At 59.4% G+C, this 16,454-nt stretch carries 9 protein-coding genes; 4 read left to right on the forward strand and 5 right to left on the reverse strand.

Features of this window, described 5'->3' with window-relative positions:
- The first annotated feature begins 2 nt into the window (after positions 1-2).
- From bcsB (K5Y30_RS20305) to nadS, 4 genes are all read left to right on the forward strand, one after another.
- Positions 3-2,288 carry a cellulose biosynthesis cyclic di-GMP-binding regulatory protein BcsB gene (bcsB, locus tag K5Y30_RS20305; protein ID WP_222213102.1) on the forward strand — a complete coding sequence of 762 codons (2,286 nt, stop codon included), beginning with the start codon at positions 3-5 and terminating at the stop codon, positions 2,286-2,288.
- Positions 2,281-5,670, forward strand: a complete 3,390-nt coding sequence (bcsC, locus tag K5Y30_RS20310; protein WP_222213104.1) for a cellulose synthase complex outer membrane protein BcsC — start codon at positions 2,281-2,283, stop codon at positions 5,668-5,670. The genes bcsB (K5Y30_RS20305) and bcsC overlap by 8 nt, the downstream gene beginning before the upstream one ends.
- Before the next feature lie 100 nt (positions 5,671-5,770).
- Positions 5,771-6,103, forward strand: coding sequence for a type II toxin-antitoxin system RelE/ParE family toxin (locus tag K5Y30_RS20315; RefSeq protein WP_222213106.1), 333 nt, complete (start codon positions 5,771-5,773; stop codon positions 6,101-6,103).
- 1 nt (position 6,104) lies between these two features.
- Positions 6,105-6,389, forward strand: a complete 285-nt coding sequence (nadS, locus tag K5Y30_RS20320) for a NadS family protein (RefSeq protein WP_222213108.1) — start codon at positions 6,105-6,107, stop codon at positions 6,387-6,389.
- A 103-nt stretch (positions 6,390-6,492) separates the two neighbouring features.
- On the opposite strand, the gene K5Y30_RS20325 is transcribed toward nadS, so the two are convergent.
- From K5Y30_RS20325 to bcsA, 5 genes are read right to left on the reverse strand one after another with little or no spacing between them, the layout of a single operon-like run.
- Entirely contained in the window at positions 6,493-7,497 is a 1,005-nt protein-coding gene (locus tag K5Y30_RS20325; RefSeq protein ID WP_222213110.1) for a glycosyl hydrolase family 8, read from the reverse strand.
- A gap of 9 nt (positions 7,498-7,506) precedes the next feature.
- The gene (gene bcsD, locus K5Y30_RS20330) at positions 7,507-7,953 is read right to left on the reverse strand and encodes a cellulose biosynthesis protein BcsD (protein ID WP_008104594.1); all 447 of its coding nucleotides are present in this window, start codon (positions 7,951-7,953) and stop codon (positions 7,507-7,509) included.
- Entirely contained in the window at positions 7,953-11,756 is a 3,804-nt protein-coding gene (locus tag K5Y30_RS20335; protein ID WP_222213112.1) for a cellulose biosynthesis protein BcsC, read from the reverse strand. The genes bcsD and K5Y30_RS20335 overlap by 1 nt, the downstream gene beginning before the upstream one ends.
- Before the next feature lie 11 nt (positions 11,757-11,767).
- Positions 11,768-14,302, reverse strand: a complete 2,535-nt coding sequence (bcsB, locus tag K5Y30_RS20340) for a cellulose biosynthesis cyclic di-GMP-binding regulatory protein BcsB (protein ID WP_222185688.1) — start codon at positions 14,300-14,302, stop codon at positions 11,768-11,770.
- Entirely contained in the window at positions 14,299-16,404 is a 2,106-nt protein-coding gene (gene bcsA / locus K5Y30_RS20345) for a UDP-forming cellulose synthase catalytic subunit (RefSeq protein WP_222185687.1), read from the reverse strand. Before bcsA ends, bcsB (K5Y30_RS20340) begins: the two co-directional genes overlap by 4 nt.
- Positions 16,405-16,454 lie beyond the last annotated feature (50 nt).

A 16,454-nucleotide genomic window follows, 5' to 3' on the forward strand; every position in this document is an offset into this window, starting at 1 on the left:
CCATGACGAAAAAACTGAGTTGGTTCACCGCCCTGCTGCTGGGCTGCGTCTCTGCGGTACAGGCCGCGCCGCTGACTTCTGGCGCCATGACTGCGCCGCAGCCGTTACCGGAGGTGAACGCGCGGGTCGACGCCAACGCGCCGCTGCGTGACAGCCAGCTGGTGTTTAATCAGGTCGCTCCGCCGCCCGGTAGCATGACGCTGCGCGGTACCGAACCGAGCAGCCAGATTGAGTTCGGCGTGCGCAGCGATGAAGTGGTGACGCGCGCGCTGCTGAATCTGAGCTATCGTCCCTCGCCGGCGCTGATTCCGACGCTGTCGCAGCTCAAAGTCTATCTCAACGATGAGCTGGTGGGATTGGTGACGGTCACCGCCGAGCAGCTCGGCAAAGAGAACCAAACGCAAATCCCTATCGATCCGCGCTTTATCAGCGACTTCAACCGCGTGCGGCTTGAGCTGGTAGGTCACTATGCCAACGTATGTGAAAACCCGGCCAACAGCACCATCTGGCTGGATATCGGCAAAGCCAGCAAACTCGATTTGACGCTGCAGAAGCTGCCGCTGAAGAACGATCTGTCGCATTTCCCGGAGCCGTTCTTAGATACGCGCGACAGCCGTCCGTTGCAGTTGCCGATGGTCTTCAACGCCCAGCCGAATCTGCTGCAACAGCGTGCGGCCGGGGTTCTGGCTTCCTGGTTTGGCAGCAAAGCGCAGTGGCGCGGACAATCTTTCCCGGTGCTATATAACCAGCTGCCCAAAGAGCAGCATGCGGTGGTGTTTGCCACCAACGATCATCGCCCCGACTTCCTGAAAGATCTGCCGCCAGTGGAGAAACCGACGGTGGAGATGGTGAATCAGCCGGACAATTCGTACGAGAAGATGCTGCTGATCCTTGGCCGTGACGATAATGACCTGCTGACCGCCGTCGAAGGCATTGCGCAAGGCCAGCTGCTGCTGCGCGGCGACAGCTCAACCATCGACAGCGTAAAACGGCTGGCCGCACGCCAGCCGTACGACGCGCCGAACTGGGTGCGCACCGATCGCCGCACCACCTTTGCCGAGCTGACGCAGTATCAAAACCAGCTACAGGGCAACGGTTTGCAGCCGAATCCGATCAGCCTGACGCTGAATCTGCCACCGGATCTGTTCCTGGTGCGCGCGCGCGGCATCGATATGGATCTGCGCTACCGCTACACTTCGCCGATTCAGCAGGATGGCTCGCGTCTCGCGGTGCATCTCAACAATCAGTTCATGCAGGATTATCCGCTGACGCAGAAAGATACCGCCGGTCAGCAGCTGATGCGCATCCCGCTGATGCAGGGTTTGCAGGACAGCAATCGCCAGCTGACCATTCCGGCGCTGCGCCTTGGCGTAGTGAATCAGCTGCGTTTTAACTTTGATTACGCCAACACCTTTATTGGCGGTACCGCCGATGGCCGCTGCGAAACCGTCACCGCCGTCGGACATCACGTGGTGATCGACGATACCTCGAGCATCGATTTCTCTGGCTATCGTCACTACATCGAAATGCCGTCGCTGGGCGCGTTCGCCAACGCTGGTTTCCCGTACAGCCGCTACGCCGATCTGGCGCAAACGCTGGTGCTGGTGCAATCCAGGCCGAGCAATGACGAAGTCAGCACGCTGCTGAATGCGCTCGGCAGCATCGGCGCACAAACCGGTTATCCGGCGCTGCGCGTGCAGATGAGCGATGACTGGAGCAAAGCGAAATCGGCGGATGCGGATATGTTGATGATCGGCGGCATTCCGCAGGATCTGCAGGACGACACGAAGATCCCGCTGCTGGCCGATGCCGCCCGTAGCTGGATCAGCATGCCTGCACGCAACAACGCAGCAGCCAACGTACCGATTTCTGACAGTGAACGCGCGGTAGAAAGCCAAACCACCATTAGCTCACGCGGGCCGATGGGCGCGATTGTCGGCTTCCAGTCACCGTTTAACGATCAACGCAGCGTCGTGGCATTGCTGGCCGACAGCCCACGCGGCTGGGAATTGCTGAATAACGCGCTGCTCGACAGCGGCAAACGCGCGGCAGTGTTCGGTACCGCCACGGTGATCCGTGAATCGGGCGTTAACAGCATCCGCGTCGGCGATACCTATTACGTCGGTCACCTGCCGTGGTGGGAACGCCTGTGGAATCTGCTGGCCACCCATCCGGTGTGGCTGGCGATTTGCGCGGTGGTGGTGGTGATTCTGTTTGCGCTGATGGCATGGCGTTTAATGCGCATGGTCAGCCGTCGCCGTCTGGCCGAGCTGGATGACGATGAATAAGCTGCAGCTGGGATTGCTGATCAGTAGCACGCTCGGGGTGTTGGCCGGCGCGACTGCCGCCCCGATCGGTCCCCAGGTTTCGCCGGTTGAGTGGCTGCTGATGCAGATTCGTACCGGCGAATCGACCAACAAAATCGATCTGGTACAGCAATCGCTCTATCGGCTGGAAAAAATCGATCCTGATAATCCGCAGGTGCTGGCGGCGCAAATCCGCATGGCACTGCGCCAGGGCGATCAGGCCAAAGCGCAAAAACTGCTGGATGAACTGAAGCGCGTGGCACCGAATGCCGCCGCCACGCGTGAATCAGCAGCCGGATTGCGTCTGGTGACTGCGGAAGGGCGGCAGCAGCTGCAGCAGGCGCGACTGCTGGCCACTGCCGGGCATGTTGTCGAAGCCAAAGCCGCGTGGGACGCGCTGTTCCACGGCGTGTTCCCTGATGTGAATACCGAGCTGGAGTATTGGCGGCTGGTGGCGCGTTTACCCGGCCAGCAGCCACAAGCGTATCAACAGTTGCAGGCGCTGGAACAGCGCTATCCCGGCAACATCGGCGTAGAACTGCAGCTGGCGCGCATGGCGTTTGATAATAATCAGCCGGCCGAAGCCTTCACCCAGTTGCGTCGTCTCGCCAACCGCAACGGCGGGCGCGATGCCGCTTCCGAGCTGTGGCTACAGCAGATCCAGAATCAGCCGGTGAGCGAAAGCAGCGTCGCCAGCCTGCAGCAATATCTGCAAACCTTTACCGAAGGCGATGCCCAGCAGCGCGGTCAGCAAGAGCTGGCGCGTCAGCAAAAACTGCTCGCCGATCCGGCGTATCGCCAGCGCATGCGTGGCTTAGCGCTGGTGGATGCCGGTGGCGGCGCCAATGCGATTGCCACGCTCAATGCCGCGCTTAAAGCCAGCCCCAATGATGCTGAACTGATGGGCGCGATGGGCCAGGCGCAGGCGCGAGCCAACAATCGCGCCGCCGCCATTCGCTGGCTGGAGAAAGCGATTCAGGCCGGTCAGGCCAGCACGCAGATCGGCAAATGGCAGTCGTTGCTGCAAACCAACCGTTACTGGCTGGCGATCAACAATGGCGATGCGGCGCTGAAAAAAGGCGATATCGCAGCGGCGGAAGGGTATTACCGCAGCGCGCAAGCGCTGGATAATCGCGATAGCTGGGCGCTGATTGGCTTGGGTGATGCGGCGCTGGCGCGTAAAAATTCTGCGCAGGCAGAGAGTTATTGGCAGCAGGCGCTGCGCTTAGATCGCAGCAATAGCACGGCGAAACGTCGTCTGCTACAGCTGCGCACCGATGCGCTGATGGCCGAAGCCGATGCGCTGGCGCAGCAAGGCCAATGGCATCAGGCGGCGGAGAAGTATCGCCAGGTGGCGCAGGCGAATCCCAATGATATCTGGCTGGCTTATCGACTGGCTGGCGCGCTGCGCAACGGCGGCGAAGAAACTCAGGGCGCGCAGGTGATGGACGCGATGGTGCGCCAGCATCCACAGGAACCTACAGCGCTGTATGCGTCGGCGTTGTGGCTGGCTTCCGGCGACCGCGATGACGCGGCGCTGGCCACCTTGCATCGCCTGCCCGCTGCGCGCTGGGACAGCAACATGCATGAGCTGGCCGATCGTCTCGAGCAGGACAAAGTGTTTACCCGCGCCAGTGATTTACGCACGCGCGGCGATGAAACGGCGGCGATTGCGCTACTGCAACAGCAACCCGCGTCCATCCGCCGCGATATCACGCTGGCCGATTGGGCGCTGGAGCGCGGCGACGCCCGCCGCGCGCTGGCGAGCTATCAACAGGTGCTGCAGCAAGACGGTAAAAACGGCGATGCGGCGCTGGGTCGTATCGAAGCCTTGATCGCCTTAAAACGCCCTGCTGAAGCGCAACGCGCGTTACAAGCCTTGCCGCCAGGCGTGGCGCAGCAAAGCGTGAACAGCGGTCGACGCGTGGCGCTCGCCTGGCAAAACAGTGGCGATGCGGTGCGTGCTCAACAGATTTTTGCTGAGCTGAAAACCCGCGCGACGAAACTCGCACCATCGCAGGAAAAAGCGCTGGTGTTTCGCGATGCGGCGCGGCTGGAAACGCAGCTGCAACAACCCGCACAAGCGCAGCAGGATTATCAACGGGCGATGGCCGTGAGCGGCATCAGCCCGGATGTGCCACAGGATAACGATCGTTATACGCAATTAACCCGCAATCAGGTGCAGGATGACTGGCTGAAACGCAGCATCCGCAGCGACGCCGCCGATCTTTATCGCCAGCAGGACACCACGTTCACGCTGGAGCAGGATTACTCGCGCAACAAAGGCAACGGCGGCACCTCCGATTTCACCGCCCATACCACCATGATGCAGGCAGAAACGCCGCTGGCCGATGGCCGCAGCTTTGTGCGTGTCGATCATGTGCTGGTTTCAGCTGGCACCTTCTCCACCAGCAACGGCAGCCACAGCGAGCAGTTCGGCAGCTGTAACGATGACAATTCCGGCGGATGCAGCCGCGACTTTAACCAGCGCGATGAAGGCACTGCGCTGGGCGTGGGCTGGCATAACGATCGCTGGTCGGCAGACTTCGGCACCACGCCGCTCGGCTTCGAGACCCGCAACTGGGTCGGCGGCGTCAGCTGGAAAACCGACGTCAAAGACATTGGCCTGACGTTCACCGCATCACGCCGACCGATCTCCAGCTCGCTGCTGGCATACGCAGGCGCGCGCGATCCCGCGGCGAACGGCGGCAAAACCTGGGGCGGCGTGGTCGCAACCGGCGGCTCGCTCGGACTGAGTTACGATCAGGGCGGCGCGCATGGCGTGTGGGGCGATATCAGTGCGCATCAGCTCAGCGGTGATAACGTCGCGGATAACAGCCGCGAACGCCTGATGGCGGGCTATTACTACAAGCTGATTAATGAAGATAATCGCCGCGCCACCGTTGGCCTGAACAGCATGCTGTGGCATTACCAGAAGGATCTCAGTGATTACACCTTTGGTCAGGGCGGCTATTACAGCCCGCAGCAATATTTCTCGCTGTCGGTGCCGGTGACCTATCGCCAGCGCACAGAGAACTGGTCGTTTGATCTCGGCGGCTCGGTTTCCTGGTCGCAATCGCATACCGACGGGCAGCAGCGCTATCCGGTCAATCCAGGCTTTACGCTGGCGTCGAATCCCACTTCAGACAGCAGTTCGGGCATCGGTTTCGGTTACACGCTGCAGGCGCTGGTGGAGCGACGCATTACGCCGCATTGGTCGGTGGGATTGGCGATGGATATTCAGCAGGCGAAGGATTACACCCCAAGCCACGGCCTGATTTTCATGCGCTACTCGATGTCCGGCTGGAACGGCGACATGGATATGCCGCCACAACCGCTAACGCCGTATGCGGATTTTAAATAGCGACTTCGGATGTAACTCACAATAACTCTGACGCCTGAGAGTCTTTAACGGCACACATTCTAGTGTACAATGTACTCCTTGAAGGCAAAGGAGATTGCCGATGAGTCATGCGATTGAGTTTATTGAAACTCCGATATTTACTCGTCAGATAAAGCAAATCGCCGCGGATGACGAACTCAGGGAGTTACAAAAAACGCTTATCGAGTCACCTGATAAAGGTGATCTCATTCAACATACCGGTGGCCTGCGAAAAATCAGGATGGCAACGGGTAATCAGGGAAAAAGTGGCAGTGCAAGGGTGATTTATTTCCTCGCCACCGTTGAAGTGATTTACCTGGTAATGGCTTACCCGAAAAATATCAAAGAGAGCCTCACGGATGCGGAAAAAGCCGAGTTGAAGAAGTTGACCCAACGATTAAAAGACGAGGTATAACATGAGTTTTTTTGACGAGCTGAAAGCATCGCTTGAAGAAGCTGTAGAAATTAAAAACGGTAAAAGCGAAACTGCTCGCGTAACCCGTTATGAGTTGGCTGACGTAAAAGCCATTAGGATGCAGCTTAACGTCTCGCAAAGCGAAATGGCGCAGGTCCTCGGCACCAGCCTCGATACCATTAAAAGTTGGGAAACGGGGCGGCGCAATCCGACCGGGCTGGCCGCAAAGGTGCTGGCAACGATTCAAGCCAATCCAAAATTCTTCCATGAGCTTGCGTCACACTAATGAACAGCTCCGCCGTCCTGAGGTCGCCATAAATGGCGCCCCTACGGATGAGGTGCCGGTTTTGTAGGGTCGCCATTTATGGCGACCTGGTTAAAAATGGGACTTACCGCTTTTCCTGATACGCCATCCAGGTCAGCAGCTGCAGGCTGGCGGAGAAGTAGTTTTGATCCGGCGCTAAGCGGTCATTGAGGTAACTGGTTTGATTCAGGGTCAAATCGCGGATCGCTAACAACCCCCCTTCCATGTTGTACGGCGCTGGCGTGTTGCCCAACACATCATACCAGGCTGGCGTGGTCATGCGCGCCGAACCTTGCCAGACACGCTGGAACGGCACCAGACGCAGGCTTTGCGGGTCGTACCACCAGATATTTAGCGGAATACGGATCGCGTCATAGCTGAAGCGATTGGAATAGCCGACCGCCGGTGCCACAGAACCATCAGCATTCAGCGCCACCCAATCGAGCGGCAGGCCAGTTTTGCCGAAGTGCATCTCACCCAGCAAATCCATGCTGTCATCAATCAGCTCATTCCAGATACGCAGATGGCTGTGTTCCGCAAATTCGCGCCAGGCCTCAAACAGGAAATAGGAGGGATTAAGCACCACGTAGCTGGTTTTGTTGAAGCCCTGCGCGCCCGGCAGCATCACTTTATGTCCGCCGTAGCTGATCACATTCAGTTTGACGATCGCACGCTGAATGCGGTCGGAGGCCTGCTGATAATCGCCGCCCCACTTTTGCGCCGCACGTTGCAATGCCCAGGCAATCAGGACATCACCATCTGAAGCATTGTTTTTGTCGGCAATCGGATCGGCGGCACCTGGCGTGTAGCGCCAGTAGAACAGATCGTTTTGCGGATTACGCAGATGGCTGCGCGTCCACTGCCACAGCAGATCGAAGGTGGCGCGATCGTCATGCGCCACCGCCAGCAACATGCCGTAGCCTTGCCCTTCGGTATGGCTGACGTTGTTGTTGGCCGTATCGCTGATTCGACCATCACTGCCCATAAAACGGCTTTTGTAACTACTCCAGCCATCTGCGGCCGCCTGAGCGCTAAAAAACATCACCATGAAACACAGCATCCATTGACGCCAGAACCGCATCACTCTCATTACAGCATCCTATTGATATCGATAGTGCAGCGTGCCGCCGTCGTTGTTCTCCAGCGTCACCGGCACCGCCGCGCTGCCGCCTTGTGCCTGCAGCCACTGCGCATACACGCCCGCCAGCACCGCGCTCAACGCCAGCTGCCAACGTTCAACACCGACGTTGCTGTCACCCTGCGGCAGCGCGTGGTGCTGAATCAGAATGGCATTCTCCTGCGGCTGTAATTGCACAAAGCCCCAGTTAAATCGCGCCAGCTGCAAATTCATTTCACGCTCCAGATCCTGCACGGTGCGCGCGTCGGGTAAAGGATAGCGTGTTGCCAGCGATACGCCGACTCCGTTGAGGAAGCCTTCTGCTTCCTCGCCCGCGTTGTCCAGCATGCTCTCAATCATCGCGCTCACCAAATCAAACCAACCCGGCTGATGCGGATGGCTGACGCGCGCGGTTACTTGCTCACTCATTAGTAATCTCCGAACATGTAACGGAAGTACAGATTGGCGGTGCTCTCGTTGTAATCGCCAAAGGTGTCGTAGCCGAGCTGACCGCCCACGGTGACATCTTTGTTGATCTTATAATCCGCACCGGCATGCAGGTTGTAGCCAATGCCGTTTTTGCTGTCGCCGCTGTAGAACGCATCCTTCACGTAGCCTTGATCGGCCAGACTTTGCAGCTGCGCCTGCAACGACGGATTATTCGGGAAGTAGGCGCTCTTATCCTGGCTGTAGGATTGATAACCCACCGAACCGCCGACGTTCACTTTCAGATCGTCAAACTTGCGGCTGAACTCGATAGGGAACGACACCGACGCATAGTTCTGCGGGCTGAAGTAACCGCCCTGACCGTAGCTGAAGTAGCTGAGGTTTTTGGAGTAATCCATCCACGACAAGCTCATGCCGACTTTCAGCTCGCGATCGTCGAGATGATACGGGCGCACATACGCGCCTGCGGTGGCCTGCACGCTGTTGTTGCTCGCCACGTTTTCGCCGATGTAGCTATACGCGCCGCCGCCGACATAGAAACCGGCATCGCCGTTGTCGTAACTCAGCAAGGCGTTACCGCCGTTTTTGGTCACGCGGCCCCAGCGTTTACCGCTGGTTTTGTCTTCGACGCCGACATACGACAGCAAGCTGTCGGTCATCGCGCGACGTTCACCGGTGAGGATCAGCGTCAGGAAGTCGGTCAGCTTCGGCGACCACTGCACGCCGCCCACCAGCGTGCTCAAGTCCTGACCCAGCGGCGTGCTGCCGAGGTCAATCTTGTAGCTGTCGCCCTTCAGCGCCATGTTCAGCTCCACGCCGGTCGCGGATTGCGAATCGGTGGAGGAGTTGGGCACATCGTCGATTTTCGCATCACCCGATGCCACCACTTGTCCCTGCACCAGCGAGTTGGTGCCGAAACGACGCCATGCGTCGCCACCGGCGCTGCCGGCGGTGAGGGAAACCGGCGTCATGGTGAAGTCGAAGCGCGACTCGCCAAACGGCACGGTGGAGAAGGTGAGCGGCGCTTTGGCTTCGGTGAGTTTGCTCAAGCCTGATTCGCCATCACGACCGCGTACCTGCATTTCGCCCTGCACCCAGGTGCCGGTTTTCTCTTGCAGGTCATCCATCATGTTGTCGATTTGGCGCAGCGTCTGGCTCTGCTGAATCGCCGGCGTGTTGCTCGCCAGCGTCACGCCTTCGGCGCTGCTGGTGGCCGCCGGAGCCGACTGCCACGGCATCACCGCGCCATAGCTGGACGGCGTGCGGCCCACCGGCGAGGTGCCGCGATTGATAAACGGATTGTCGGCCAGCGCCAGACCGCCAACGCTTGGCACGCTGCCGGTTTCTGCGCCCTGCAGACCAATCAGCTGACCGCGCGCGGTACGCAGGTAGCTCATCGCCTGACTGTGTTCGCCATTGGCTTCGGCCACGCGGGCTAACAGTAGCAAGCGATCCGGCGACTGCTCATTGCGCAGGCCGCGCGTTAAGGTATTGGCTTTGTTGACGTCATTCTGCGCCAGCGCCACGTTGATGGCGCCGGTGCGCGCATCTTGCGTTGGCGTATCCTGCGTCATCAGGTAGTCGTACACCACACCCGCTTCTTTGTTCATCTTGCCGGACTGATAGAGTCGCGCCATGGCGAACATCAGATCGCGGTTCTGCGGATCGTGCTGCAGCGCGCCCACCAGCTTGTCGTAAGCGGCGGCGTACTGTTTCTGCTCGCGCAGACGATCCACTTCGTTGATCACGTAGCCGTTGCGGATGCCCGCCAGCTGGGTTGGCGTGCTGCGTGCCTGCAGTTCCGGGCTACTGAGGAAGCTCTGCGCTTCGGTATTCAGCCCGGCCTGATTCAGCACCGCCACCTGCGCGGCGTAATCACCGGCGTTGCCCTGAATGCCGCGCTGCATGTTGCTGCGCACCACGGAGACGGCAGTGGTGAGATCGCCGGCTTTCGCCAGCTTCTGCGCCAGGTTACCGGCATCAACCGGATTGGCGGGCGGCGTAGAGGCCAGCGCACGCAAGGTGTTGGCTGCTGCCGCGTTCGAGCCCTGCGCCAGATACTGATCGGCGGTAGCCATCTGCAGGTTGAAGTTGACGCGCTGCGCCAGCTCGCGCATATCGCTGTTTTTGCTGCTGTTGGGAATGCGAGACAGCAACTGACTCGCCTGCTGCCACGCGCTGCTTTCGCTGGCGTTTAACGCACCCGCGTAGAGTTCGGTGGTGCTGGCGCCGCTGCGCATAGTGGGCTGCATGATATTGGCCGCCATCATGTTATTGCCCTGCGCGCGGTAGAGACGTGCCAAATCGAGACGCAGCCAGCCATCGTTAGGATAGCGCTGAATGCCCGAGGTCAAGGTGGCGATAGCTGCGCTGTTATTGCCTGCCGCCACTTCACGTTTGGCCTGGGCACGAATCGGATCGGTACTGCTGCCGCGCGGTGCCACGCTTTGGCGCACGCTGTCGGGCAGCGACGCCAGCAACGTATTGGCTTCTGCGCCCCGGTTCTGCTGACGCAGCACGTAGAACAAGCCTTCTTTGGCGTTGCGGTTATTGGCATCGCTTTGCAGGATGGCGCGATAGGTTTGCTCCGCCTGATCGAGCTGATTGCTGCGACGCTGCACATCGGCGCGGAACAGTTTGGCGGAGACGCCTTTCTCACCGTCGGCCTGCGCCAGCGGTTCGCTCAGCGCCAACGCCTGCGCGCTGTCGCCATTTTTCAGCGCCTGCTGCGCGGAGGCCAGCTGCGCGTAGAAACGTGCATCGGCGGCCTGCTTCTGGCGCGTGTCGCTCTGATCACCACCCATCTGCGCCGCGCGCGTCAGGTAATCCGCCGCTTCGGCATAACGTCCGGCGCGCTGGGCAACATAGCCCATACCGGCCAGCGCATCCGCATCTTGCGGGTTAGCTTGCAGCACTTTCTCAAAGTTGTTCTGCGCGTTGCTGACGTCGCCGCTGTTCAGCGCGGTAAAGCCCGCGCCCTTCTCAGCGCCGCCGACGTTTTTACGGTAGTAATCCAGCACCGCGTTATCTTGCGGATGGCGCTGCTGCCAGGTTTGATACAGCGACGCATCGGACGCCTGCGGACCCAGCCACAACAGCGCCTGACGCAGCGAACGGTCCGCTTCTTTGTTGCCGTCTGCCAGGCTGCCGAGCACATCGATACCCTGACGACGCGTTGCTTCCTGATAGGTCAGCGCTTTACCCAGCGCCAGTTTGGCACCGGTATCCTGCGGATGATCGGCGGAGAACTGACGCAGCGCTTCAACCGCCTGCGGCAGCAGCGAACGATCGCCCGCCATGGTTAGATAATATTCGGCTGCCACGCTCGGCGGCGGCTCGTTGCCACTGAAGGTGTTACGCCAGGTTTGCAGCGACGCCGCGATGTTGCCGCTGCGTGCCTGCTGGCGCGCCAACTGCAGCTGCGCCTGCGGAATGGTTTGCAGCTGGCGGGCGTTATCCAGCTCGGTGAGATGCGGATCGTTCGGCGAGGCCGCGCTCAGGCGCGCACGCCACTGCGCCGCTTCCGCCGTGCCGCCGCTCTGCTGTGAATAGAGCGCCAGCAGATAGAGCGCTTGCGTGTTGTTCGGCTCAACCATCAGCACTTTCTGCAGCGAGGCTTTGGCCAAATCGTCATGCGCTTTCTGGTGCCAGTAAGCCGCCTGATCGAACAGCGCCTGTAACGCAGGATTACTGCTCTCCGCCGCCAGCAGCGGCTGAGAGAGCGTCAGCGCCCCACCCAGAATCAGGGCATGGCGAATACCGGCACTTAACAGATGTTTTTTCATTGTTTTTATCCTTACTTCTTGCCGGACTTGCTATCAACTTTTGGATTAAGACGACGCCACGCATGACGTTTCAGCATCACCCACGCACCGCCGCCGACCAACGCTGAAAGCAGCAGCGCCGCCAGCGCCATCAGCACCGAGTGCTGGTTGGCATACCACACCACCATCATGTACCACGGCATTTCGCCGCTCGGGAATTGCGGGCCGACGCGGAAGCTGCGAATGCCGTTCTCATCGGTGATGATGGCGGTATCGCCGCGAATCCCGGCGTTGATGCGTGCAGAATTCAGGTCTTCATGCAGGCGCAGCAGTTGCTGATCGCTGGTCGCCACCGTCATCACCACTAAGCGATCCGGGTTCCACGGCGATCGATAGCTGACAAAGCCGCGCCACGCTTCGTTGGAGGAGAAGTAACGATCGGCATCCAGCGGCTGGCGATACCAGTCGCCGGTCAGCCAGCCACGCAGTTTGTCCCAGGTGGTGGGCTCTTTCACGCCCAGCGTGTTGCCGCTGGTATCGAACGGCGTGTTCGCCAGCATTGCCTGGTTGAAGTCGTTGTTCTGCGTGGTGCTCACCGCCAGCAGATCGCTCTGCTGCAGGCGCGTCATGTTGGTGCCGCCGTTTGGCAGGCCAAACAGCACCTGATTTTGCAGCAGCGGCACGCCGGTAGCGTTACCGGCGCGTGAGGCCATATCCAGCAGCGTGGCGATCTCCGCATCGCTTGGTTGTTCCGGCAGCAGCAGCGTGGTCTGCGAGAAGTCCGCCAGACGCGAGAACGGGAACGAAGCGCCAACAAAATAAGAGAGATTTGGCAGCATGGTGAAGTGGCGCGTGTGGCTCAGATCGATCCACGAATCCTCTTCGATGCGGCTCTTAATGTTGTTGTTCAGCAGCACGCCGCACGGCGCATCCGCTTTCGGCTTGATGTTGAAGTAGAGCGCCAGCTGGTTATCACCGTAAATCAGATAGGGTTCGAGCTTCAGGGTGTAATGCTCCTGACGCGCGTCGCCGCCCAGCCGATGCCAGGCGCTCTCCAGCAAGCCGACTTTATTCACTGTTAGATTGCGCAGGAACGTGCCGTTAATCATGACGTTGAGGAACGAGTTGTCCTCATCAATCCAGCTTTCGGATGGGAAGCGATAGTGCAGCTCCACCGGAATGGTGTCGCCATCCCACAGGAACAGGTCTGGCGCCGCGCGGAAGTTGACGCTCAGCGCATCGTGCCAGATGCCAGTGGTGGTCAGGCTCTGATCTTTGCGCAGCAGTTCGCTCAAACGCACCGGGCGCGTGGTGTTGATCCAGCGCGGCGCATCGTACGGCTTACGCACGCCAATCGGCTGCGGCTGCACGTTAAGGCTGCTGGCATCGGTCGCCAGCGGCTGAGTGGTTAAACGGTTAGCGGCCTGACGTAGCTGATCGTCATTTGCGCCCACCACCAGCAGCAGTTTGTAGACCGGATTGTTCGGGTTATCGATCACCTGCAGCAGCGGACCACTGGTGGCTGGCAAGGTTACGGTACCAATTTTGTCGCCCGGATGGCCGACCAGAATGCCGTTGTGTTCAGGCAGATCGCCGCGCACCACCGGGAAACGGATGCCACGATAATCCGACTGAATGCCCATCCACGATGCCACCAGCGCAGCGGCGCTGATGCTGTCCGGCGCGACATTGGCGGCAAAGCCAAAGGTGACGCTGGCGGGCGTCATGCGCTGCGCATCGATAAACGGACGCGGGAAGTTACGCAGGCTGGTGCCGATGTTCAGCTGCTGGCCTTCGAGGCTCAGCGTGGTTTTCGGCAAAATCGACACCTGATACTGCTGCGCGCTCTCTTTCTCGCACAGCAGCTTGTCGGCATCGTTAATCTTGAAGCTGAGGTTGTTGCTGGAGACCACCATCGCCGCCGGAATATCCAGCTGGTAATCGCTGACATCGCTGTCGCTGGCGCCTAAAGGCAAGGTACCCAGCGGCTGACCGTTCAGCATCAGCTGCAGCGAGGTGTTACGCGCGGCCAGCGCCGCCGAGACGCGCAGCGACAGATTAAGACGCGCGTTGGTGATCACTTCATCGCTGGGCAGGGTGAACATGATACCGGATTGCAGCTGGCCGCCGGTCAGCGTAATGCCGCGTGGCTGGCCCATCTGCGCCACCGAAACGGTGCTGCTGATTGGCTGGTTAAGCGTCACGGAAGCCGTTTCTGGCATTACCGCCGGTGCGGTTGGCGTTACCGTTGGCAGCACCATTTCTGGTGCGGCAGCAGCAGGTTCGCTGGCAGCAGGTTCAGCAGGCGCGTCGTTTTCCATTGTCGATGCGGCTTCCGGTACGGTTTCCGGAGCAGTTTGCGGTGCGGTTTCCGCTGGCGCATAAGGTGCAGCGCCCGCCGCCTGTTGCAGCTGTTGATCGGCGGCACTTTCAATACCTTGCGGCGGCGGCACGTCTGAAAGCGCGCCGCTATCCTGAGTGACTGGCGGGGTTTCGGCCCACGCTGGTGCGAGCAGCAGCGCCGTTGCCAGCGAGCTTGCCAGCAACGTTTGCGTCAAATTCTTCATGCAGCGCTGTCCTCTTTTACCGCGGGCTGGTTGTCACGCTTACGCTTCTCACGGCGATCTTTCCAGGTCAGCCAGAACAGCTCAAATACGGTACGAATAATGGTGCCAAGCGAAATCAGTGGATTGTCTTGCTTATACTCTGGCTGAATCCACGCATCGGCACGCGCCAGTACCACGCGCACCAGCTCACGGCGGCGCGACAGCGGCATATCGCCAAAGCGCAGACGGATGCTCTCCTCATCGCCGGAAATTTTGTTCACCGGAATGGTGATAGTGCCCGACTTCAGCAGCAGATCGATCTCTTCAATTTCATCGTGCTCGTGACGATTGTCCGGCGCATCCAACTGCGCGCCGCCCATCGACAGATCGCTGGTTTTCGTGCGTGACGAGATGCCGCTGGCGTAGTGAATCACCGCCGGAATCTGCACTTCAATACGGATGGTTTTACGCACCTGCTTGGTTTCGCGGGCCACGGCAATCGCCGCCATCAGGATAACCAGGCTGAATACCGCCCAGCCGACGTTGAGCGCAATAACGTAAGGATCAACGCCAAAGTAGTCATGCGCAGTAGCGCGCACCACGCCCGCGATGATGCCGATCGACAGCAGCACCGCGACAATCACATGCGGACGCACGATGTGGAAGTCGAAGAAGCCCTGATCGAGCAGGCCGCCTTTATCCGTTACGTTAAACTTACCGCGCTTCGGCGCCAGCATGGTGAGCAGCGTTGGGATGACGAGGTGGAAGCACATCACGGTTTCGTAGATTTCGCCCCAGAAGGTGTAACGGAACTTGCCGTTCATTCGCGAGTTGACGTAGAGCGACATCACCAGATGCGGCAGGACGTAGGCGAAAATCAGCGAGGCCGACGAGTGAATGATATTCAGGTTAAACAGCAGGTAGGCCAGCGGTGCCGTCAGGAACGCCACGCGCGGCAAGCCGAACTGGAAGTGCAGCATGGCGTTGAGGTAGCACAGACGCTGCTGCCATTTCAATCCACGGCCAAACAGCGGATTATCAACGCGGAAGATCTGCGTCATGCCACGCGCCCAGCGGTTACGCTGCACAACGTGCAGGCCAAGACGCTCGGTCGCCAGACCGGCCGCCAGCGGAATCGCCAGGAAGGCCGATCCCCAACCGCGACGCTGCATTTTCAGCGCGGTATGCGCATCTTCGGTCACGGTTTCCACCGCAAAACCACCGATCTCTTCCAGCGCGCTACGGCGAATCACCGCACAAGAACCGCAGAAGAAGGTGGCGTTCCAGTTATCGTTACCCTGCTGCACCGGGCCGTAGAACAGTGAACCTTCGTTCGGGATGCTGCGCGCTGCGCGCAGGTTACGCTCGAACGGATCTGGCGAATAGAAGTAGTGCGGGGTTTGCAGCAGCGCCAGCTTTGGGTCTTTCAGGAACGGACCGACCGTCGCCTGCAGGAAGGTGCGCGTGGCCACGTGATCGCAGTCGAAGATGCAAATCAGCTCACCTTTGGTGATCTTCATCGCGTGGTTGAGGTTACCGGCTTTAGCGTGATTATTGTCGTCACGGGTGATGTAACCCACGCCAACATCGGCGGCAAATACCGCAAACTCACTGCGCTTACCGTCATCCAGCAAATAGACCTTCAGCTTGTCGCGCGGGTAATCAATACACTGCGCCGCCAGCACGGTATCACGCACCACTTCGAGACTTTCGTTGTAGGTCGGAACATAGACGTCCACCGTCGGCCACAGGCTGGTATCATCCGGCAGAGGTTCGATGGTGCGTTTTAATGGCCAGGTGGTTTGCAGGAAGCCGAGAATTAAGATCAGCCAGACGTACAGTTCGGCCAGATATAAGCCGATACCGAGAATCGCTTCAATCTCAGAATTAAATTGCAGCGTCTCCGTGGTGCGCCACCAGATATATCGGGTCGACATCAGCGCGGATAAGATAACCATCACGATGGTTATTTTGCGGCTTTTGCTGAAGCCCAGTAGAAACATCATCCCGATGCTGATTAAGCCAAATATATATTGCTTCTGGCTGTCCATAGGCGTGATGACAATTACCGCCGCCACCGGTGCAAGCACCAGCAGCAGCAGGTAAAACCCGAGTTTACTCATGATTCACCCTGAAGAAGCTGTGTTGTTATTATGTGGCCGGAGTCGGCCTC

Origin of the sequence: Pantoea sp. DY-5 (genome assembly GCF_019795955.1) — a bacterium.
Taxonomy (GTDB): domain Bacteria; phylum Pseudomonadota; class Gammaproteobacteria; order Enterobacterales; family Enterobacteriaceae; genus Pantoea; species Pantoea leporis.

What these genes read in the sequence shown, in the direction of transcription:
- K5Y30_RS20325 (WP_222213110.1), bottom strand. Translation starts at nt 7,497, where the DNA reads ATGAGAGTGATGCGGTTCTGGCGTCAATGGATGCTGTGTTTCATGGTG.
- bcsD (WP_008104594.1), bottom strand. Translation starts at nt 7,953, where the DNA reads ATGAGTGAGCAAGTAACCGCGCGCGTCAGCCATCCGCATCAGCCGGGT.
- bcsA (WP_222185687.1), bottom strand. Translation starts at nt 16,404, where the DNA reads ATGAGTAAACTCGGGTTTTACCTGCTGCTGCTGGTGCTTGCACCGGTG.
- bcsC (WP_222213104.1), top strand. Translation starts at nt 2,281, where the DNA reads ATGAATAAGCTGCAGCTGGGATTGCTGATCAGTAGCACGCTCGGGGTG.
- nadS (WP_222213108.1), top strand. Translation starts at nt 6,105, where the DNA reads ATGAGTTTTTTTGACGAGCTGAAAGCATCGCTTGAAGAAGCTGTAGAA.
- bcsB (WP_222185688.1), bottom strand. Translation starts at nt 14,302, where the DNA reads ATGAAGAATTTGACGCAAACGTTGCTGGCAAGCTCGCTGGCAACGGCG.
- bcsB (WP_222213102.1), top strand. Translation starts at nt 3, where the DNA reads ATGACGAAAAAACTGAGTTGGTTCACCGCCCTGCTGCTGGGCTGCGTC.
- K5Y30_RS20315 (WP_222213106.1), top strand. Translation starts at nt 5,771, where the DNA reads ATGAGTCATGCGATTGAGTTTATTGAAACTCCGATATTTACTCGTCAG.
- K5Y30_RS20335 (WP_222213112.1), bottom strand. Translation starts at nt 11,756, where the DNA reads ATGAAAAAACATCTGTTAAGTGCCGGTATTCGCCATGCCCTGATTCTG.